At 67.7% G+C, this 17217-nt stretch carries 21 protein-coding genes; 4 read left to right on the forward strand and 17 right to left on the reverse strand.

All coding sequences use genetic code 11. The features are described from left to right. The first annotated feature begins 60 nt into the window (after nucleotides 1-60). Both MLE64_RS12440 and thiS read left to right on the forward strand, forming a co-directional pair. Entirely contained in the window at nucleotides 61-1254 is a 1194-nt protein-coding gene (locus tag MLE64_RS12440; RefSeq protein WP_243318028.1) for a trans-sulfuration enzyme family protein, read from the forward strand. Next, nucleotides 1251-1451, forward strand: a complete 201-nt coding sequence (gene thiS / locus MLE64_RS12445) for a sulfur carrier protein ThiS (RefSeq protein WP_243318029.1) — start codon at nucleotides 1251-1253, stop codon at nucleotides 1449-1451. Before MLE64_RS12440 ends, thiS begins: the two co-directional genes overlap by 4 nt. Before the next feature lies 1 nt (nucleotide 1452). Here thiS and MLE64_RS12450 read toward each other — a convergent pair whose 3' ends face one another. The 8 genes from MLE64_RS12450 to MLE64_RS12485 all read right to left on the reverse strand — a co-directional run bounded on the left by MLE64_RS12450 (nucleotide 1453) and on the right by MLE64_RS12485 (nucleotide 10124). Continuing rightward, nucleotides 1453-3129: a hypothetical protein gene (locus tag MLE64_RS12450; RefSeq protein ID WP_243318030.1), complete on the reverse strand. Its 1677-nt coding sequence runs from the start codon at nucleotides 3127-3129 to the stop codon at nucleotides 1453-1455. Between the two features lie 69 nt (nucleotides 3130-3198). Continuing rightward, nucleotides 3199-4326, reverse strand: a complete 1128-nt coding sequence (gene ribD, locus MLE64_RS12455; RefSeq protein ID WP_243318031.1) for a bifunctional diaminohydroxyphosphoribosylaminopyrimidine deaminase/5-amino-6-(5-phosphoribosylamino)uracil reductase RibD — start codon at nucleotides 4324-4326, stop codon at nucleotides 3199-3201. Next, nucleotides 4319-5236: a signal recognition particle-docking protein FtsY gene (gene ftsY, locus MLE64_RS12460; protein ID WP_243318032.1), complete on the reverse strand. Its 918-nt coding sequence runs from the start codon at nucleotides 5234-5236 to the stop codon at nucleotides 4319-4321. Before ftsY ends, ribD begins: the two co-directional genes overlap by 8 nt. Nucleotides 5237-5309: 73 nt before the next feature. Next, nucleotides 5310-5687, reverse strand: a complete 378-nt coding sequence (locus tag MLE64_RS12465; RefSeq protein WP_243318033.1) for a hypothetical protein — start codon at nucleotides 5685-5687, stop codon at nucleotides 5310-5312. Between the two features lie 49 nt (nucleotides 5688-5736). Continuing rightward, nucleotides 5737-6588: a tetratricopeptide repeat protein gene (locus MLE64_RS12470; protein ID WP_243318034.1), complete on the reverse strand. Its 852-nt coding sequence runs from the start codon at nucleotides 6586-6588 to the stop codon at nucleotides 5737-5739. A gap of 7 nt (nucleotides 6589-6595) precedes the next feature. Further along, entirely contained in the window at nucleotides 6596-9019 is a 2424-nt protein-coding gene (gene lon / locus MLE64_RS12475; protein WP_243318036.1) for an endopeptidase La, read from the reverse strand. A gap of 27 nt (nucleotides 9020-9046) precedes the next feature. Next, nucleotides 9047-9658, reverse strand: coding sequence for a transcriptional regulator NrdR (nrdR, locus tag MLE64_RS12480; RefSeq protein WP_243318037.1), 612 nt, complete (start codon nucleotides 9656-9658; stop codon nucleotides 9047-9049). A 19-nt stretch (nucleotides 9659-9677) separates the two neighbouring features. Beyond that, a complete protein-coding gene (locus MLE64_RS12485) occupies nucleotides 9678-10124 on the reverse strand; it encodes an OsmC family protein (RefSeq protein ID WP_243318040.1) in 447 nt (148 codons plus the stop codon). A 77-nt stretch (nucleotides 10125-10201) separates the two neighbouring features. On the opposite strand from MLE64_RS12485, the gene MLE64_RS12490 reads away from it, so the two are divergent. Together MLE64_RS12490 and MLE64_RS12495 are read left to right on the forward strand one after the other, a co-directional pair. Then, complete coding sequence (locus MLE64_RS12490; RefSeq protein WP_243318042.1) at nucleotides 10202-11401, forward strand: CsgG/HfaB family protein; 1200 nt, start codon at nucleotides 10202-10204, stop codon at nucleotides 11399-11401. A gap of 35 nt (nucleotides 11402-11436) precedes the next feature. Further along, complete coding sequence (locus MLE64_RS12495; protein WP_243318044.1) at nucleotides 11437-12723, forward strand: transcription antitermination factor NusB; 1287 nt, start codon at nucleotides 11437-11439, stop codon at nucleotides 12721-12723. Nucleotides 12724-12751: 28 nt separating this feature from the next. On the opposite strand, the gene MLE64_RS12500 is transcribed toward MLE64_RS12495, so the two are convergent. The 9 genes from MLE64_RS12500 to MLE64_RS12540 form a co-directional block, all read right to left on the reverse strand. Then, nucleotides 12752-12967, reverse strand: coding sequence for a hypothetical protein (locus MLE64_RS12500; protein ID WP_243318046.1), 216 nt, complete (start codon nucleotides 12965-12967; stop codon nucleotides 12752-12754). Between the two features lie 256 nt (nucleotides 12968-13223). Beyond that, a complete protein-coding gene (locus MLE64_RS12505) occupies nucleotides 13224-13502 on the reverse strand; it encodes a hypothetical protein (protein ID WP_243318048.1) in 279 nt (92 codons plus the stop codon). A gap of 202 nt (nucleotides 13503-13704) precedes the next feature. After that, complete coding sequence (locus tag MLE64_RS12510) at nucleotides 13705-14049, reverse strand: cupin domain-containing protein (protein WP_243318051.1); 345 nt, start codon at nucleotides 14047-14049, stop codon at nucleotides 13705-13707. 131 nt (nucleotides 14050-14180) lie between these two features. After that, nucleotides 14181-14642 carry a GNAT family N-acetyltransferase gene (locus MLE64_RS12515; protein WP_243318053.1) on the reverse strand — a complete coding sequence of 154 codons (462 nt, stop codon included), beginning with the start codon at nucleotides 14640-14642 and terminating at the stop codon, nucleotides 14181-14183. A 170-nt stretch (nucleotides 14643-14812) separates the two neighbouring features. After that, on the reverse strand, nucleotides 14813-15154 hold the full coding sequence (locus MLE64_RS12520) for a YciI family protein (RefSeq protein ID WP_243318055.1): 342 nt from the start codon (nucleotides 15152-15154) through the stop codon (nucleotides 14813-14815). 163 nt (nucleotides 15155-15317) lie between these two features. Further along, nucleotides 15318-15497: a hypothetical protein gene (locus tag MLE64_RS12525; RefSeq protein WP_243318058.1), complete on the reverse strand. Its 180-nt coding sequence runs from the start codon at nucleotides 15495-15497 to the stop codon at nucleotides 15318-15320. 139 nt (nucleotides 15498-15636) lie between these two features. Next, nucleotides 15637-16134, reverse strand: a complete 498-nt coding sequence (locus MLE64_RS12530; RefSeq protein ID WP_243318060.1) for a TspO/MBR family protein — start codon at nucleotides 16132-16134, stop codon at nucleotides 15637-15639. A 157-nt stretch (nucleotides 16135-16291) separates the two neighbouring features. Beyond that, complete coding sequence (locus MLE64_RS12535; RefSeq protein WP_243318062.1) at nucleotides 16292-16489, reverse strand: hypothetical protein; 198 nt, start codon at nucleotides 16487-16489, stop codon at nucleotides 16292-16294. Nucleotides 16490-16630: 141 nt separating this feature from the next. Next, nucleotides 16631-17110, reverse strand: a complete 480-nt coding sequence (locus MLE64_RS12540) for a hypothetical protein (RefSeq protein WP_243318064.1) — start codon at nucleotides 17108-17110, stop codon at nucleotides 16631-16633. Nucleotides 17111-17217: the final 107 nt, after the last annotated feature.

Here is a 17217-nt window from a genome sequence, read left to right on the forward strand (position 1 = left end):
TTCCGCGCCTATGCTGGGAACCAGGAGCCAAGGCGCTCCCGCGCACCTGACGAGGCCGACATGCCCACGCCCTGGGGTCCCACCACCACCGCCATCCACGCCGGGAAGCACCACAACCCGACCCGGGCCGTGACCACGCCGATCTTCCAGACCTCCGTGTTCGAGCTGCTGGAGAATCGCGAGGGCGCGGAGTTCGCGGCGGCCGTCGAACCCCCGGCCTTCTACACCCGCTGGGGCAATCCCAACGCCAGCGAGGTCGAGTCGGTGCTGGCGGCCCTGGAGGGCGCCGAACGCGCCCTGGTGGCCGCCTCGGGCATGGCGGCCTTCGCCCTGGTCTTCGAGGCCTTCCTGAAAACGGGGGACCACCTGGTGGCGCCCGCCGCCATCTACCTGGGGACCGAGCAGCTCATCCGCCGCTGGGAGGCGGAGCGGGGGCTCAAGGTCACCTGGATCCAGAACACGCTGGACGGCGCGGAGTGGGAGGCGGCCATCCGCCCGGAGACCCGGATGCTCTGGGTGGAGACGCCCTCCAACCCCACCCTGGCCGTGACGGATCTGGCCGTCGTGGCCGCCCTGGGGAAGAAGCACGGTATCCGCACCGTGGCCGACAACACCTTCCCCAGCCCCTTCCACACCAAGCCCCTGCGGTTCGGCATCGACCTCAGCGTGGCCTCGGCCACCAAGTACCTGGCAGGCCATTCCGATGTGGTGGCGGGCGTCATCGCCGGCTCGGACGCGGATGTGGTGGCCTGCTGGCACCTCACCAAGGTCATGGGGCCGACGCTGGATCCCATGGCCGCCTGGCTGCTGCACCGCGGCCTCAAGACCCTGCCCCTGCGCGTGCACCGCGCGTCGGACAACGCCCAGGCCCTGGCCCAGTGGCTGCTGTGGCAACCGTCCGTGGCCCGGGTGGACTACCCGGGCCTGCCCACCCACGCGGGCCACGAAGTCGCGGCCCGGCAGATGGACAAGGGCTTCGGCGCCATGATCAGCTTCGAGCTGCGGGCGGGCCTGCTGGCGGGCCAGCGCTTCTGCGAGGCCCTGGAGGTCATCACTCGGGGCGTGAGCCTGGGCGGCGTGGAGAGCCTCATCCAGCACCCCGCCAGCATGAGCCACCTGAGGACGCCGCCGGACGTGAAGGCTCGCCTCGGCATCACCGACGGCCTCCTGCGTTTCTCTGTGGGCATCGAGGATCAGCCGGATCTCATCGCCGATCTGGAAAAGGGCTTCCAGGCGGCAGCGGTGGCCCGATGAGGCTGCGCATCAACGGGGAGACCCGCGACACCCCGGCCCTGGCCACGGTGGCGGACCTGGCCGCCTGGCTGGACCTGCCGGCCTTCGGCAGCGCCGTGGAGCTGAACGGCGAGGTCATCCGCCGGGCCGACCACCCGGCCACCCCCCTGAAGGAGGGCGACCGGCTGGAGGTGGTGCGGCTGGTGGGCGGCGGCTGACTCAGTTCACGCTGATCGAGTAGGTGTTCGTCCCCGTGGCTGTGGTGGCGCCGGCCCGTACGCGGGCGACATAGGTGCCCGCGGCCAGGTTGGTGAACGTCAGGGTTCGGGTGGTGCCGGGATTGCTGTAGCTCCCCGCCACCCAGCCGCCGGGGCCGATCAGCTCGAGGTAGAAGTCCTGGCCGCTGGTGGGCGTCATGGTGATGGTGCGGGCGCCTCCGATGTGGACGAACCGCCAGGCTTGGCTCTGGTTGCGGTCGTAGTAGTAGCCGAGGCTGGGGACGTAGGTCTGGAGGCTCCCGGAATCCGCGAAGGGGAGGCTCCGGGTCAGCCAGAGGGCCGTGCCGGCGAAGTAGGTGGCGTCCGGGCTCGGCACCGACTCCAGGGCCAGTTCGTTGAGGGCCGATTGCCAGGTGGTGGCGGTGGTGCGGCTGGCGATGCCCTGGAGGTAGGTGGGGTAGCAGCCCAGGGTGGCCTGCTCGTACTCACCCGTGCCGTTCGGGTAGGCGGCGGTGGAGCGCACGGCAGCCCAGAGGGTGTTCAGGCCCGTGGAGCCGCCCCCCAGCACGTTCTTCCAGAGGCCCCAGAGGCTCACGGCCACGGAGCCCCGGGCGAACTCGCCCTTGGCGGCCGCGGGCACGTAGGCGTGGTCCGTGAGGTCGAAGACGTCCACCCGGGCCACGCCCGCGCCGTCCACATAGCTGTCGAGGATCTGGCTGTTGTTTCGCACGGCCCCGGCGAGGAAATCGGAATAGCCCGCCACGAAGGCCGCGGTGGATTCGCTCTGCACCCCCCGGTCCACCCAGACATTGTCGTTGTCCCGGCGGAGAAGGGAGAGGCTGCTGCTGCCATCGGGCTTGAAGCTGTAGTCCGCGAAGAGGAGGCGGGCGAAGGTCTCCTGGAGCACGCCATCGTCCCATTCATCCGTTTCCGTGTTGGGGGCGCCGCTCCCCTGGCCATAGATCTGGTGGCCGAAGAGGGCCCGGCTCTGGCCGGAGACCAGGATGGTGGACCCGGAGCCCGTCAGGACGGCCGGATAGGTGCGCTGCTGATCGGCGGCATTGGTGCTGGTGGTCCAGAAGGTGTGGAGGTCCGGCAGCCGCAGGGTGGTGGAGCCGTCCATGTCCCGCACGGCGGCCCCGAAGGTCACGGCCTGATCGGCGATGTTGAAGGCCCCGGCGATGCGGTTGGAGGCCAGGGCCGTCACGGACAGGGTGCCGTCCCGGTCCGCCAGGAAGGTATTGCTGGTGACGCTCCATTCCGGGAAGGCGTCGAAGGTGGATTTGGATAGCGGCAGGGCCGGCAGGGGCGCGTTCCTCACGCTGCCCCGCATGAAGAAGCTGGTGGGATCGGCGCAGGGCACCTGGTAGTCCGCGAAGACCTGCACGTAGACCTGGAGGCCCTTGGGCACCGTGGTGCGACCGGTGCCGTCACTTCCCAGGTAGCCGGAGGCCAGGAGGCTGCCGGAGGAGGCGTCCCGCACCTCGGCCCAGCAGTAGCGCGCGGGGCGCAGGGTCGTGGCGCCGAGGCCCGCGGGGGTGAGGGTCGGCTTCTCATACTGGGCCTGGAGGGTGATCACCGCGTCGGGGCTGACGTAGGAATCCGATCCTCCGCCGCACGCGGCGAAGGGCAGGAGAAGCAGGAGGCCGAGGAGGAATCGCCAGGATCGGGGAGGCATGGGAACTCCTGAGGTGGTGGGGTCGAGCGGGCTTCTCAAAGGTCGTGCCAGGAAACGGCAGAGGCCAGTCTAGCGCCAGACCTCCCAGCGCCCCCCCGGCCAGCGGCCGGCGGCGCGGAGGGCCCAGGTCGGCGGAAGGGCCAGCGGGAGCGGGGTTCCGCCGGCCGGCCGATCGCTTTGGAAGCGGTGGAATTCATCCACGAGGTCCTGCTCGAGGAAGGCCTGGGCCAGCGTGCCGCCGCCCTCCACCAGCACCCGGCCCACGTTCCGGGCGGCGAGCTCGTGCAACAGGTGGCGCAAACTGCATCCCCGGGGGCCCGGGGGAAGATGGAGGTCCTCCACGCCCCGCAGGGGCTCGGGATCCCCGGTGACGGCCCGCAGGGCGGGCTGACCGGCTACCGGCAGCCAGACGCGGGCCCCGGCGGGCACCTGGCCGGCGTTGTCCATGACCACCCGGTGGAAGATCCGGTGGGGCGCCGTGGGGGCGTGCCAGCGGTCCGTGAGCTGGGGATCGTCCACCTCGGCCGTGTGGCGGCCCACGATGATGGCCTCTGCCGCTCGCCGCAGGGCATGGCCCAGGCGCTGGACCTCTGGGGGCGTGATGGGGGTGGTCCGCCCGGCGGGGCCCAGGGCGCCATCGGAGCCCAGGGCCAGCTTGAGGCTCACCCAGGGCAGACCCGTGCGGATGAACTTGAAGAAGGGGGCGTGGAAGCGAGCGCAGGCTTCGCCCAGCACGCCCTCCTCCACCGCCACGCCCTGGGCCCGCAGGATGGCCAGGCCGCCGCCGTCCACCCGGGGGTTGGGATCGCGCACGCCCACCACCACCCGGGCCACGCCGGCCTGGAGGAGGGCCAGGGTGCAGGGGCCCGTGCGTCCCTGGTGGCAGCAGGGCTCCAGGGTCACGTAGGCCGTGGCGCCTCGCACATCCTCGTCCCGGGCCTCGGCGTCCCGCAGGGCCATGATCTCGCCGTGGGGATCGCCGGCCCGGGTGTGGACGCCGGCGCCAATCACCCGATCTCCCTTCACCAGCACGCAGCCCACGGGCGGGTTGGGGCTCGATAGGCCCACACCCTTCAGGCCCTCCGCAAGGGCCAGGGCCATGAAGCGGGCATCTCCCGACAGGGATTCCGGGTCCGGCCAGGGGCCTCCCGTGGCCAGGGCCCAGGCCAGCCCTGGGGTCAGGTCCGGCTCAGGCATCCAGCAGCCCGTCGACAAAGGCCTCGGCGTCGAAGGGGATGAGGTCGTCCACGCCCTCGCCCACGCCCACGAAGGCGATGGGGAGCTTCAGGCGGTCCAGGATGGGCACCACCACGCCGCCCTTGGCGCTGCCGTCCAGCTTGGTGAGCACCAGGTCCGTGACGCCGGCGGTGCGTGCGAAGACCTCCGCCTGCTGCAGGCCGTTCTGGCCCGTGGTGGCATCCAGCACCAGGAGCACGCGATGGGGCGCCTCGGGGATGACCTTCTGGAGGCTTCGGCGGATCTTGTCCAGCTCCTTCATGAGGTGGTCCTTGGTGTGGAGCCGCCCCGCCGTGTCGATGAGCACCCAGGGCGTGCCCTTGGCGCGCGCGCTGGTGGCCCCGTCGAAGGCGATGGCCGCCGGATCGCCGCCCATCTGATTGCGGATCACCGGCACCCCGGCCCGCTCGCCCCAGCGCTCCAGCTGGTCGATGGCCGCGGCGCGGAAAGTGTCGCCGGCCACCACCAGGACCTCCTCGCCCCGGGTCTTGAGGTGGGCGGCCAGCTTGCCCAGGGTGGTGGTCTTGCCCACGCCGTTGACGCCCACGAGCAGCACGACCTGGGTGGCTTCAGCCGTGAAGGGCCGGGCGGGGCGCTGCCGAAGCAGCTTCAGCAGCTCGTCCTTCAGCACGGCCTTGGGGTCGATCTCGGAGCCGCCCCTCAGCTCGAAGCGGAGCCGGGCCATGAGCTGGTCCACGGCCCGCACGCCCAGGTCCGCCTGGAGCAGCAGGTCCTCCAGCTCCTCCAACTGGTCCTCGTCCAGGCGCCGGAGGCCCAGGAGGCGGCCCATGGGCGCCAGCACCAGATCCTGGGTGCGCTTCAGCCCTTGCTTGAACTTGTCGAACAGACCGCCCAGAAGCCCCACGCCCACCTCGCGGATCCAGTCTACCGAAGGGCCCCGGTTTCCGGCCCTCTTTAACGGCGTTCCACGTGGAACAACTGGACTAGAACCCAGGCTTTGCCCACGAACCCGGCGGGACGTAAGGCGTCATCGGCGGGGCGGCGAAGAGGGGGTTCCGATCCGGCCAGGGCCGGAAGTCCACGGTGCCGCCCGTGCTCGAGGCCCAGCCCGCCAGGGCGAAGAGCAACAGGATGTCCGCCAGGGGGTTCACGAGGTGGGCGGGCTCCCGGAGGCGCAGGTCGCGGGGGTCCACGGAGAGCCGCACGGACCGGAGGGGCCGGGGCGAAGGCGGGGACCAGGGCCGGCCCAGGTCCCCGACTGGACAGGTCAGTTCCCACGGCGGCCGGAAGGCCGCGGGGGCCGGTGGACTGAAGGCCAGGGGGGGAAGCTGGAGGACGAGGGCGAAGGCTTCGGCAAGCATAGGTCACCCCGCGACAGCATGGGCTTCGGAGCCGGCGTCGGCAAGAAGCTCAGGGTTGCGGGTAGGCGGCGGCCATCTTCTCCGCCTGCCGCAGGTTCTCCTGCAGCACCGGGTCGCCCGGCCGCAGGGCCAGGGCGGCCTTGAAGTCGTCCCGGCTGGCGGCGTACTGCTTCAGGTTGAACCGGGCGATCCCGCGGTTGAACAGGGCCTCCATTTGCCCCGGCTCCAGCTTCAGGGCCCGGTCGAAGGCGGCCTGGGCGTCGGCCCAGGCTTTGTGCTGCAGGGCGGCGCGCCCCAGATTGTTCCAGGCGGAGGCGGCCTTGGGGTTGGCCTGGACCGCCTGCTTGAGTACCGCGGTCGCCTCGTCGAAGCGCCCCAGGTGGGAGAGAGCCTCGCCCTTCGAGCCCAGGGCCTCGGGATCGGTGGGCTTCCGGGCCAGGATGGCCCCGGAGTAGGCCAGGAGGGCCTTCCAATCCCCGGCCAGCCGGGCTTCCACACAGGCGTTGGCGTAGCCCTCGGGCTGGCCCAGCCGGCCGTTCTCCGCGTGGGCCGCCATGGCCTCCTTGTGGCGCCCGAGCTGGCTGAGGGCCTGGGCCCGGTAGAGCCGGTACGTGCCCAGGCGGGGCTTCCCGCGGCCCTCGATCTGGGGCGTGAGGGCCTTGCAGGCGTCCGCCAGGCGGGCCCAGCGCTGGCTCCGGTTCAGGGCCTGGAGCCAGTACTCGTAGTACTGCCGCCGGACCTTGGGCGAGGCCTTCTCGAACCAGTCCGCGACTCCCGGCCAGTCGTCGGCCTGGATCAACGCCTCCAGGGCGGGTGGAAGTCCCTGGGTGCCCACCTCGAGGACCTGGGCCTGGACAGCCGGGGGCTTGGGCGGGGGGACCGCGGCGACGGGCATCAGCATGGGGACCTCAGCGGGAGGGGCGGGCCTTGGCGGCGGGCTTGGATTTTGATACCACAGCCTCCGGTCTTTTCCAACCCACCAGGGCCTGCTCGAAGACCTCTTCCACGTGCATCACGGGGTGGAAGTGCAGCTGGCCCCGCAGCTCGGGATCGATCTCCTCCAGATCCTTCTGGTTCGCGTGGGGGATGAGGATGTCCTTGATGCCCAGCCGGAGGGCCGCCAGGGCCTTCTCCTTGAGGCCGCCGATGGCCAGGGCCTCGCCGCGCAGGTCGATCTCGCCGGTCATGGCCAGGGTGTTCTTCACGGGGATGTCCTTGAGCACGGACAGCAGCACGGTGGCGATGGCCAGGCCCGCGCTGGGGCCGTCCTTGGGGATGGCGCCCTCGGGGAAGTGGATGTGGAGATCCTGCTTCTGGAAGACCTCGGGGTCGATCTGGAACGCCTCGCCCCGGCTGCGGATGTAGCTCAGGGCTGCCTGGGCGCTCTCCTTCATCACGTCGCCCAGCTGGCCCGTGAGCGTGAGCAGGCCCTTGCCCGGCATCTTCAGGGCCTCGACGAACAGCACGTCGCCGCCCACGGAGGTCCAGGCCAGGCCGGTCACGACGCCCACCCGGGGCGCCTTCAGCCGCTCGTCCTGGAGGAGCTTCACGGGGCCCAGCAGCTCGTGGATGGCGTCGTCCGTGAGCACGAGCTTCTTCTTCAGCGCGTTCTCGGCCACCCGGCGCGCTACTTTGCGGCAGACGGCGCCGATCTCGCGCTCCAGCTGGCGCAGCCCCGCCTCACGGGTGTAGCCCGTGATGATGGCCTTCAGGGCCTTCTTCGAGATGGAGAGCTGCTGGCGCGTGATCCCGTGCTTCTCCAGCTGCTTGGGGATCAGGTGCCGCTCGGCGATGCCCAGCTTCTCCTCCAGCGTGTAGCTGTTGAGGTAGATGATCTCCATGCGGTCCTTGAAGGCCGGGTGGATGGGCTCCAGCTCGTTGGCGTTGGCCAGGAAGAGCACCTGGCTCAGGTCGAGCGGCACGTTCAGGTAGTGGTCGCGGAAGGTGTGGTTCTGCTCGGGGTCCAGCACCTCCAGCAGGGCCGCGCTGGGGTCGCCGCGCATGTCGCGGCCGATCTTGTCCACCTCGTCGAGCATGATCACGGGGTTCATGCTCTTCACCTGGTGCAGGGCCTGCACGATGCGCCCGGGCATGGCGCCCACGTAGGTGCGGCGGTGGCCCCGGATCTCGCTCTCGTCGTGCACGCCGCCCAGGGAGATGCGCGAGTACTTGCGCCCCAGGGCCCGGGCGATGGACTTGCCAAGCGAGGTCTTGCCCACGCCCGGGGGGCCCACGAAGCAGAGGATGGTGCCGCGGAGGTCGGGCTTGAGCTTGCGGACGGCCAGGAATTCCAGGATGCGGTCCTTGATCTTGGCCAGGCCGAAGTGGTCCTCGTCCAGCACCGTCTGGGCCTGCGCGAGGTCCAGGTTGTCCTCCGTGAAGGAGCCCCAGGGCAGCTCGGTCATCCACTCCAGGTAGGTCCGCGTCACGGCGGTCTCGCTGGAGTCGGGATGCATGCGCTCCAGCTTCTTGAGGTTGCGCTCGATCTCCGTGAGCGGGTCCTCGGGCACGGTCATCTTGGCCAGCTTGTCGCGGAAGGCCTGGATCTCCTCGGCCAGCTCGGAGCCTTCGCCCAGCTCCTGCTGGATGGCCTTGAGCTGCTGGCGGAGGTAGTACTCCCGCTGGCTCTTGTCCATCTCGCCACGGGCCTCCATCGTGATCTTCTGCTGGACCTCCAGCAGCTGGATCTCCCGCTGGAGCAGCTCGTTCACGCGCTTGAGGCGCAGGCCCGGGTGGGCGATCTCGAGGACCTCCTGGGTCTGCTGCAGCTTGAGGTCCAGGTTGGAGGCCACCAGGTCCGCCAGACGGCCCGGGTTGTCCAGGTTGCCCGCGATGACCAGCACCTCCTGGGGCAGGGTCTTGCCCAGGGCGACGGCCTTCTCCAGCGTCTGCTTCACGCTGCGCAGGAGGGCGTCCTGCTCCAGGTCCGGCACCTTCAGCTCGGGCTCGGCCAGGGGCTCCACCCGGGCCTTGAAGAGGGCCTCGGTCTCGGTGAAATACTCCACGCGGACCCGCTGGAGGCCCTGCACCAGGGCCCGGATGCGGCCGTCCGGCAGCTTGAGCACCCGCATGATGAGGGCCGCCGTGCCCACCTGGTACAGGTCCTCGGGCTTGGGGTTGTCCATCTCCACCTGCTTCTGGGAGAGCAGGAGGATCATGCGGTTCTCCACCAGGGCCGTGTCCACGGCGCGGATGGACTTCTCGCGGCTGACGCTGAGGGGCAGGATCACGTAGGGATAGACCACCACGTCCCGAAGGGGCAGCACCGGCAGCTCTTCCGGCAGCTTGGGCTGTTCGTCGGGAGGGGGGGGCAGGAGAACGTCGTCGGCCACGGAAAAACCTCGACCCTCAGGATACCCCTACTTTTTCCGGACCTTCGGGGGCGGAGGCGCAGCTTCGCCGGGGAAGAGGGCCTGGGGCATGGGCTTGGGTTCTGCCGTGGGAGGCTGGGGGGCGCTGGATGAGGAGGTCGGCTTGACCGGTGTGACCGGGCCGCCCCCGTTCCGTCCGGTGGCCGCCTCCTTGTGCATGAGTCCCTCCAGGGCCTTCACGAAGTCCGGCAGGTCCTTGAAGTCGCGGTACACGCTGGCGAAGCGCACGTAGGCCACCTGGTCCAGGCCCTTCAGCTCGTCCATGACCAGCTCGCCCAGCTCCCGGCTGCGGATCTCGCGGTCCGGCCGCTCCATGAGCCGGGCGTGGATGTCGGCCACCAGCTCCTCGATGCGGGCCAGGGACACGGGCCGCTTCTGGCAAGCCAGCAGCAGGCCCTTCATGAGCTTCTGCCGGTCGAAGGGCTCCCGCCGGCCGTCCTTCTTGAGGATCACCAGGGGCACCTCCTCCACCCGCTCGTAGCTGGTGAAGCGGCGGGCGCAGGACAGGCATTCCCGGCGCCGGCGGATGGAATCGCCCTCGCGGGACTCGCGGGAGTCCACCACCTTGTCCTCGAGGTGCCCGCAGAAGGGACAGCGCACGGATGCTCCGGATCAGCGTCTAGACTTCGACCACCCGCGGTTCCATCACCACCTCGCAGGTCACGGAATTGGCCACGAAGCAGTACTTGTGCGCCTTCTCGAAGAGCTCCACCACCTTGGCCATGCTGGTGCCCCGGGGCACGCGGAGGGTCGGGCGCAGGTGCACCTGGGTGATGCGCGTGACCTTGTCGATGGTGTCGAGCACGGCTTCGGCGTGGTCCTCGTAGCCCACCACCTCCACCTTGGCCTTCGAACAGAGCGCCAGGAAGGTGAGCATGTGGCAGGTGGCGAGGGCCGAGCCCAGCAGATCCTCGGGGTTCCAGCGGCCGGCGTCGCCCGCGTACTCCGGGGCGCTGCTCACGGCCAGGGGATGCTTGCCGGCGGTGGTGACCGTGGCGTTGCGGGAGTAGGTGGCGTCGTGGGTGCTGCCGGTCCAGGAGAGGGTGAGGGGATAGCGGTGGGCCATGGGGTTCTCCTCGGAAAGCCTGCGCCCAGGATGCCACACACCCTCCTGCTAACCTGGAACGACGTTCCGGAGCCCCCATGCGCCTGCTGATCCCCGCGACCCTGGTCGCGCTGTCGCTGCCCGCCCAGGCCCAGTTCTGGAGCGAGATCGCCAACCCCAAGGTGGAGGTCACCCTGGTCCATCCGCCGGGCCTGGGCCTCAAGGTGGAGCGCCTGGCCTTCGCCCCGGCCCGGGACCTCAACTCCCGGGAGCTGGCGGACGCCCTCACGGCCGACCTGGTGCAGAGCCGCCAGGTGGAGGTGGTGGACCGGGCCCACCTGGATGCGGTGCTGAAGGAGCAGGAGCTGGGCGCCAGCGGCTACGTGGAGCCCGCCACCATCGCCAAGCTCGGCAAGCTCCTCGGCCCCAGCGTGCTGGTCATCGTGAACGTGAACCGCTCGGACCTCAGCCGCACCCAGTCCGCCAAGGAGGAGCGCAGCACCGACTACAAGACGAAGAAGGAGCTCGTCCGCCTCAAGCGCACCGCCACCGCCAGCCTGGATTTCAGCGCCACCGTGCAGGTCGTCGATCTGAGCACCGGCCGCGTCTTCGGCGCCCAGCGCCTGGAGGATGCGCCCAGCCTCAGCAACACCTCGTACGAAGGCCTCCCCGCCTACCCCCGGGACTCCGACGTGCGCCGCATGGCCTTCGAGGCCGCCAAGGTGAAGGTGCAGCGTCTGCTCCTGGCCTGGAGCGAGGTGCGCAAGCTCACCTTCTTCGATGACGATGTCTTCGGCATGGGCCGGGCCCACGAGCGCCTCAAGGCCCAGGACGTCCGGGGCGCCCTGGACCTGGCCCTCGGCGGGCTGGACCAGTCCCGCGAGGACAAGGGCCAGAAGCCCAAGTACTACCCCCGCGCCGAGTACAACGTGGGCATCATCCGCTTCATCCTGGGCCAGTACGACGACGCCCTGTCCCACCTGCGCGCGGCCCTGGACATGCAGCCGGACGCCAGCATCTTCCAGACGGCACTGAAGGAATGCCAGGAGGCCATCGCGCTCCAGGAGGCCCTGCGCCGGTCCGAGCGCCGGTCCGAAACCCGGAGCGAAGAGGCCGCGCGCCCCGACCGCCCGGCCCCGCGAAACGAGCCGCAGCCTGGGTCGCAGCCGGGACCCGAGGGTCCTGCCAAAGCGAGCCCCGAGGCCCGCCTCCAGAAGCTCCAGGAGCTCTACCGCAAGGGCCTGCTGGACAAGAAGGACTACGAGGCCAAGAAGGCCGAGATCCTGAAGGAGCTGTAACGGGGGATAATCGGGGTTCTGTCCTTCGGAGCCCCATGCCCACGCCCGCCCGTCTCCACGTCGCCCACGCCCTCCACGAAGTCTTCGGGGAGAAGGGCCGGGTGCCGGACATCTGGGACCGGGACCTGGGCGAGGACGCGCACCTGGCCCAGGCCCTGCTCGGCCTCTGCCTGCGCCGCTGGGGCCGCCTCCAGGCCTGGGTGAAGCCCCAGCTGAAGGAGCCCGCCCGGGGCGTGCCCCTGGGCACCCAGGTGGCCCTGGCCATGGGCCTCGCGCAGCTGGCCTGGCTGCCCGGCGTCAGCGATCACGCGGCGGTGAACGAATCCGTGGCGTTGGCGGGGGACCGTGACCTGGGCTTCCATCCCCACAAGGGCCTGGTGAACGCCCTGCTGCGCCGGGCGGCGAAGGACCGTGCCGCCCTGGCCGCGGCGCTGGACGCCCTGCCCTCCTCCCTGGACCGGCCTCCCGCCGCGGAGCGCGCCCTGAGGGCCGCCCTGGCGCCCCACGGGGCCCTGGACCAAGTCGAGGCCCTGTGGTCCCGTCTCCAGCAGCCCCCCCGCCCCGCCTTCCGCCTCGTGCGGGGCGAGGTTCCCGAAGGCCTGGCGCCAGACCCGGAATGGCCGGGCTGCCTGCGGCTGGAAGAGGGGGCCCCCTTCCCGCGGCCCTGGCTGGAATCCGGGGCGGGCATGGTGCAGGACCGCAGCTCCCAGGCCCTGCTGGCCTACGGCTGGGATCGCCCCGTGACGCGGATCCTGGACGCCTGCGCCGCCCCGGGCGGCAAGACCACCACCCTGGCCCTGCGCCACCCCGGGGCCGCGCTCACGGCCCTGGAAGTGCACCCCCGGCGCGCGGCCCGGCTGCGGCAGACCCTCCAGCAGCGGGGCGTGACGGCCCAGGTGATCCAGGCGGACGCGGCGGAGTGGCTGGAGGCCAGCGACGCCACCTTCGACCTCATCCTGCTCGATGCCCCCTGCTCGGGCAGTGGCACCCTCCAGAAGCACCCCGAGTGGCCCTGGCTGGCCCATGACGACCTGCCCCGCCTCACCGGGATCCAGCGCCGCCTCCTGGCCGCCGCCGCCGGGCGTCTGGCCCCGGGCGGGCTGCTGATCCATGCGGTCTGCTCCTGGCTGCCCGAGGAGGGCGTCGCCCACCGGGACTGGCTGGCGGAGGCCCGCTCCGACCTTCGCCCGGCAGAGGTCTGGCCGGCGGCCCTGGGCGTGGCCGATGGATCGGGGCGCGAGGTCACGGACCTGTTCCGCCCCCACCCCCTCCGCTGGGAGGGCGAGGGTTTCCAGGCCTTCGCCGTCCAGCGCTCGAGCTAGGCAGGCGGCTTCCGCGACCGGAGACCGTCTACTGGCGGGCTTTCGAGACCAGCGACCGCAGCACCCAGCCGAGGTACGAGAACACATTCCCCCGGCGACGGTCCCGCCGTCTGGGATCGGGCGGGAGGACCGGGAGGTCCTCCAGGCGTCGCTCGGAGCGCCGCCGCTCCTCTTTCTGGACCAAGTGGATCGCGAGGGCGAAGAAGAGAACCACGGCGACGGCGGTGTAGGCGAAGACCTTCATGGGTTCCCCCGGGGGAGGTCGGGTGGCGAGGGCAGGCCAGGCCGAATGGGGTCAGGACAGGGCCCGACGGGGAGGCGGCGCCCCCGGCGCAGGGTCCAGAATCGGAGCGCGGGGACGGCGGCCTTCGGGCCGAATCCCACGCCCAAGGCCAGGGGAACCGCCGGATGGGAGAGGAGGGTCGGCATCCGAAGGATCTAGCGACACGGGCCGCCGGACCCCGGAGCGGGCCAGGGGGAACAGGGGGCTGGGCCGGACCTCACCTGATGGCATACCAGGGGGAGGTCCCGGCGCCATCCGGGTTGCCCTGGTCGGGGTACAGCTTGCCCTTCTCGATCCTGAACCAGGGTGCGGTTCCGGCCCCATCGGGGTGGCCAACATCGGGGTACACCTTGTCGCCGCGAACGGAGAACCAGGGCCTCGTTCCCACGCCCTCGGGATGGCCGACATCGGGGTAGAGCTTCCCGTCCCGCAGGGAGAAATAGGGCGAGGGGTTCATCCCGTAGGGATGCCCCTGGTCAGGGAACAACCTTTCCATGTCGAGCCTCCAGATGCTGTGGCCCTACGATGGGAGGTAATCGGACCGTCCGCAACCACTTGGTGGGTGGAACGGAGCCTCAAGCCGCATCAGGCGACCTGAACATCGGTTTGATGGGGCCACGGAGGGTGGCAAGCCGGGAGGACGGAACGGCGCCGGAGGGCGCGGGCCGGCGCGGCCGGAGCCCAGGTTGAGCGGAGGGTCAGGTCTGCCGGACGATATCGACCGAGATCTCCACCGCCTGGATCGTTCCCCTGTTCTCCAGCCAGTGGGTCGTGTTCCGATCCTCCGGCCAGCCCACGCCCGGCCCATAGTCCGTGGCGACGCCGTTCCGATGGTCGGTGATCGTTCCCTGCAGGATGTAGACGGTGCCGGGTCGGTCCTTGTGATCGTGGATCGGCCCGAAGACCCCTCCGGGCTCGAGGGTCACCATGCGCATTCGAAGCTGGCGCCCCGCCATGCCCTCGATCTCGGGGCCGAGGTCGACCGAGGCGAGGTGTTTCACCGTGACGCCCTTCGTTTCGGGAGCCGTCTGTTCGTGATCCATCGTGTCCCCCTTTCTGTCATGACAGGATCTGACGGATGAAGGTAACCGGACACGCTTGCATGGGGGCGACGAGCGGAAGCTTCGGCCGGCTGGATGGATGTTCCGTGCTTTTCCACCTAGGCAGCGCGTGGCTATAGCAGCTTTCGATAGACGATAAAACCGGACCTCTCGGCCAGGCTGTCATAGAGCTTCATCGCCGCGGTGTTGGTTTCCTGGGTCTGCCAATACACGCGCTTGATTCCCGCACCCCGGGCAAATTCGTACACAGCCTGGATGAGCGCACGGCCCACGCCTTTGCCTCGTGAGGCTTCGACGGTAAACAGGTCTTGAAGGTAGCAGTTTGGAACAATCTGAATGGTGCTTCGATGAAGGAGGAAATGAACCAGGCCAAGCAATTCGCCAGAGTGTTCTGCGACCAATGCATGCATGGGTTCATAGGGGTCGAAGAACCGCGACCAGGTCATCCGGGTAATGTCTGGCGGTAACGCCGTGTGCCCTGCTCGGCCATAGAAGGCGTTGTATCCATCCCAGAGTGCCAACCAGGCATCGAAATCACCCTTCTCAACAGCTCTCACCCGAATGGGATCGGTCAACGGCGCTCCCGTGATTCAGGAATGCGGCACGCATTCCTACCCATCATGCAGCGGCCCTACAAAAGAAGCCAACTAGAGCAGAGAGAGCAAGAAGTTGAGAGAGAGCGGAGGGCTATGCAGGCGGGGTCCGAGTTGAGCTAGGGGTTAGGCCGATATGGGCCCGTGCGCCTTTAGGACTGCGGGTCGAACCCGAAGACGCGTAGCTCTTGGTCACAGCGGCAAGCCTTGGCGATCCGTGTAGCCCACGCGATGGCCTCTTCGCGCGAGGGTAGCTCGAGCACGGTGAATCCGCCATCGAGCGTGGGCGCCCACGGGTAACCGCCCATAGAGATCGTGCCATCGGACGAAACGAGCACTGGCGGCACATCTTCGTCGATGCCACCGCCGAAGATGTAAACGCCAGCGGCCTTCGCCTCTTCAATCACGGCGTGCGCAGCGCGGCCCACTGCCTCTAGCTCGCCGCTGGGAACGACCATCGCAGCACTGGGGAAGGAGATCAGGTATTTGGCCATGGTGCTCCGTGCCTGGATCGATGATGGCTTTGAAGATTGTGAGAGGTCTAACGAATGAAGCTAACCGGCCACGCCTGCACCGAGGCGCTGAGCGGAGCCGAGGAAGCGGGATGACGAGAAAGAGCGGAGGGCAATGCAGGCGCGGTGCGAGTTGAGCGGTGGGTTAGGCCTTGGCCACGACCTGTCTTTCTTTAGCCCGGTAATACAGCCAGAAAACGGGTAATGAGAGGAGCACGATGAAAGCCACCCGACTCCATTTGGCCTGGTGAAGCCCATGAACAACAAGCTCGTAGAGGAGTGTGCCAATGCCAACGCTGAGTGCTGATTGGATGAATTTCGGCATGTGACGCTCCTTGAGGTGGAGGCCTAACGAATGTGGCTAACCGGCACCGCCTGCACCGAGGCGCTGAGCGGAGCCGAGGAAGCGAGACGTTGAGAGAGAGCGGAAGACAATGCAGGCGGGGTCCGAGTTGAGCTAAGGGTTAGGCGAGGATGTGGGGATTGCTTTTCCATACTGCCCAGGTGAGAACGGAAGCGAATGACACCCAGGCTAAATAGGGGATAAGCAAAGCACCCGCAAAACGATTTCGGTGCCAGAACATAAATGCGGTGGCGATGATCAACAGCCACAAAAATAGGATCTCGGCGAAGGCCAGGGCGCCGAGATGGCAAACAAAGAACAACCAAGTCCACAGGGCATTTACGGCTAGTTGGAAAACGAATAGAGCGAGCTCGGGACCGGCCTTTCGAAGGCCGTATTCTCGCCATACAAGCCAGGCTGAAATGGCCATCAAGATGTAGAGAACAGTCCAAACCGGACCGAAGAGCCATCCGGGTGGTGCCCATAGTGGGCGAATGAGCACCTTGTAGAAAGATCCAGCTTGTGCGGAGGCGAGGGCGCCAAGTGCTGCGGCTGCGAAGCAAATAGAGAGCCATCCAAAGAAGCCTAGAATTTGCTTCGGCATTGGATATTTGGTCATTAAAGCCCCGAGAGAACGCCTAACGAATGAAGCTAACCGGACCCGCCTGCACCGAGGCGCTGAACGAAGCCGAGGAAGCGAAACGATGAGAGAGAACGGAAGACAATGCAGGCGGGGTCCGAGTTGAGCTAAAGGTTAGGCACATCGGGAATCCTGATTAGTTTTTGCCTTCGGATTCACAGTTCATCAATACGGCCTTGCCATCCACCTTGCCAATCAGACTGATGCATTTGTGAGTTTCGCCGCCATCGAGGGAAATCCGAACCTCTAGATCCTGGTTCTCAAAGCTGGCCAGCTCCTTGATGAGGGCACGAACGGTCTTGCCGCGAATAATCCATTCCGGGGTTGGGTTCATGGATGCGCCTAACGAAGGAAGCTAACCGGGCCCCGCCTGCACCGAGGCACTGAGCGGAGCCGAGGAAGCGAGAAGCTGAGAGAGAGCGGAAGGCAATGCAGGCGGGGTCCGAGTTGAGCGGAGGGTTAGGCGCGAGAATAATTATAGGATTTCATAAGGGGTCATCCACGGGAGGAGTGTGTTTGTTTTTCTTGTGAATAATTGAAACATGTCCACTTTGCGCTCACTTGTGCTGTTCGATCGTGGGAAAGTTTCGATCGGAATCTTTTCTCTTGGAACAAGGAATAACCTTACGTCCTCAGGATAGACAGCGATAAAACATATATGTGTATATGGATCACTCGGACGAATTGCCATCCAGGCAAAAATTTTTTTATCATTCGTAATTGATAGAGTTGCCATTTTCACTTCAATTTTTTTATCTTCAAACTCCAGATCGTAACCAAACCTTGAGTTGGGCAGCAGTTTGCCACCGATGACTTTTTGAGCGAGTTGTTCGCCCACTTTCCCAGCGCCAGCCCTTGGTAATTTTCGCAGCCATTCGTTGGGCTTTCCTGCCCAAAGATCGTCCGAATTCTTAATAAATAAAGCTGAAAGCAAGTTCTGAGCTCGAGTAGACATTTGTTTTCTCAAAATGAAAGAAGGTGGCTTTTACTCTTGGCTGAGGTAGCGCCTAACGAATGAAGCTAACCGGACCCGCCTGCACCGAGGCGCTGAGCGGAGTCGAG

The sequence above is a fragment of the Geothrix paludis genome (assembly GCF_022808815.1).
Taxonomy (GTDB): domain Bacteria; phylum Acidobacteriota; class Holophagae; order Holophagales; family Holophagaceae; genus Geothrix; species Geothrix paludis.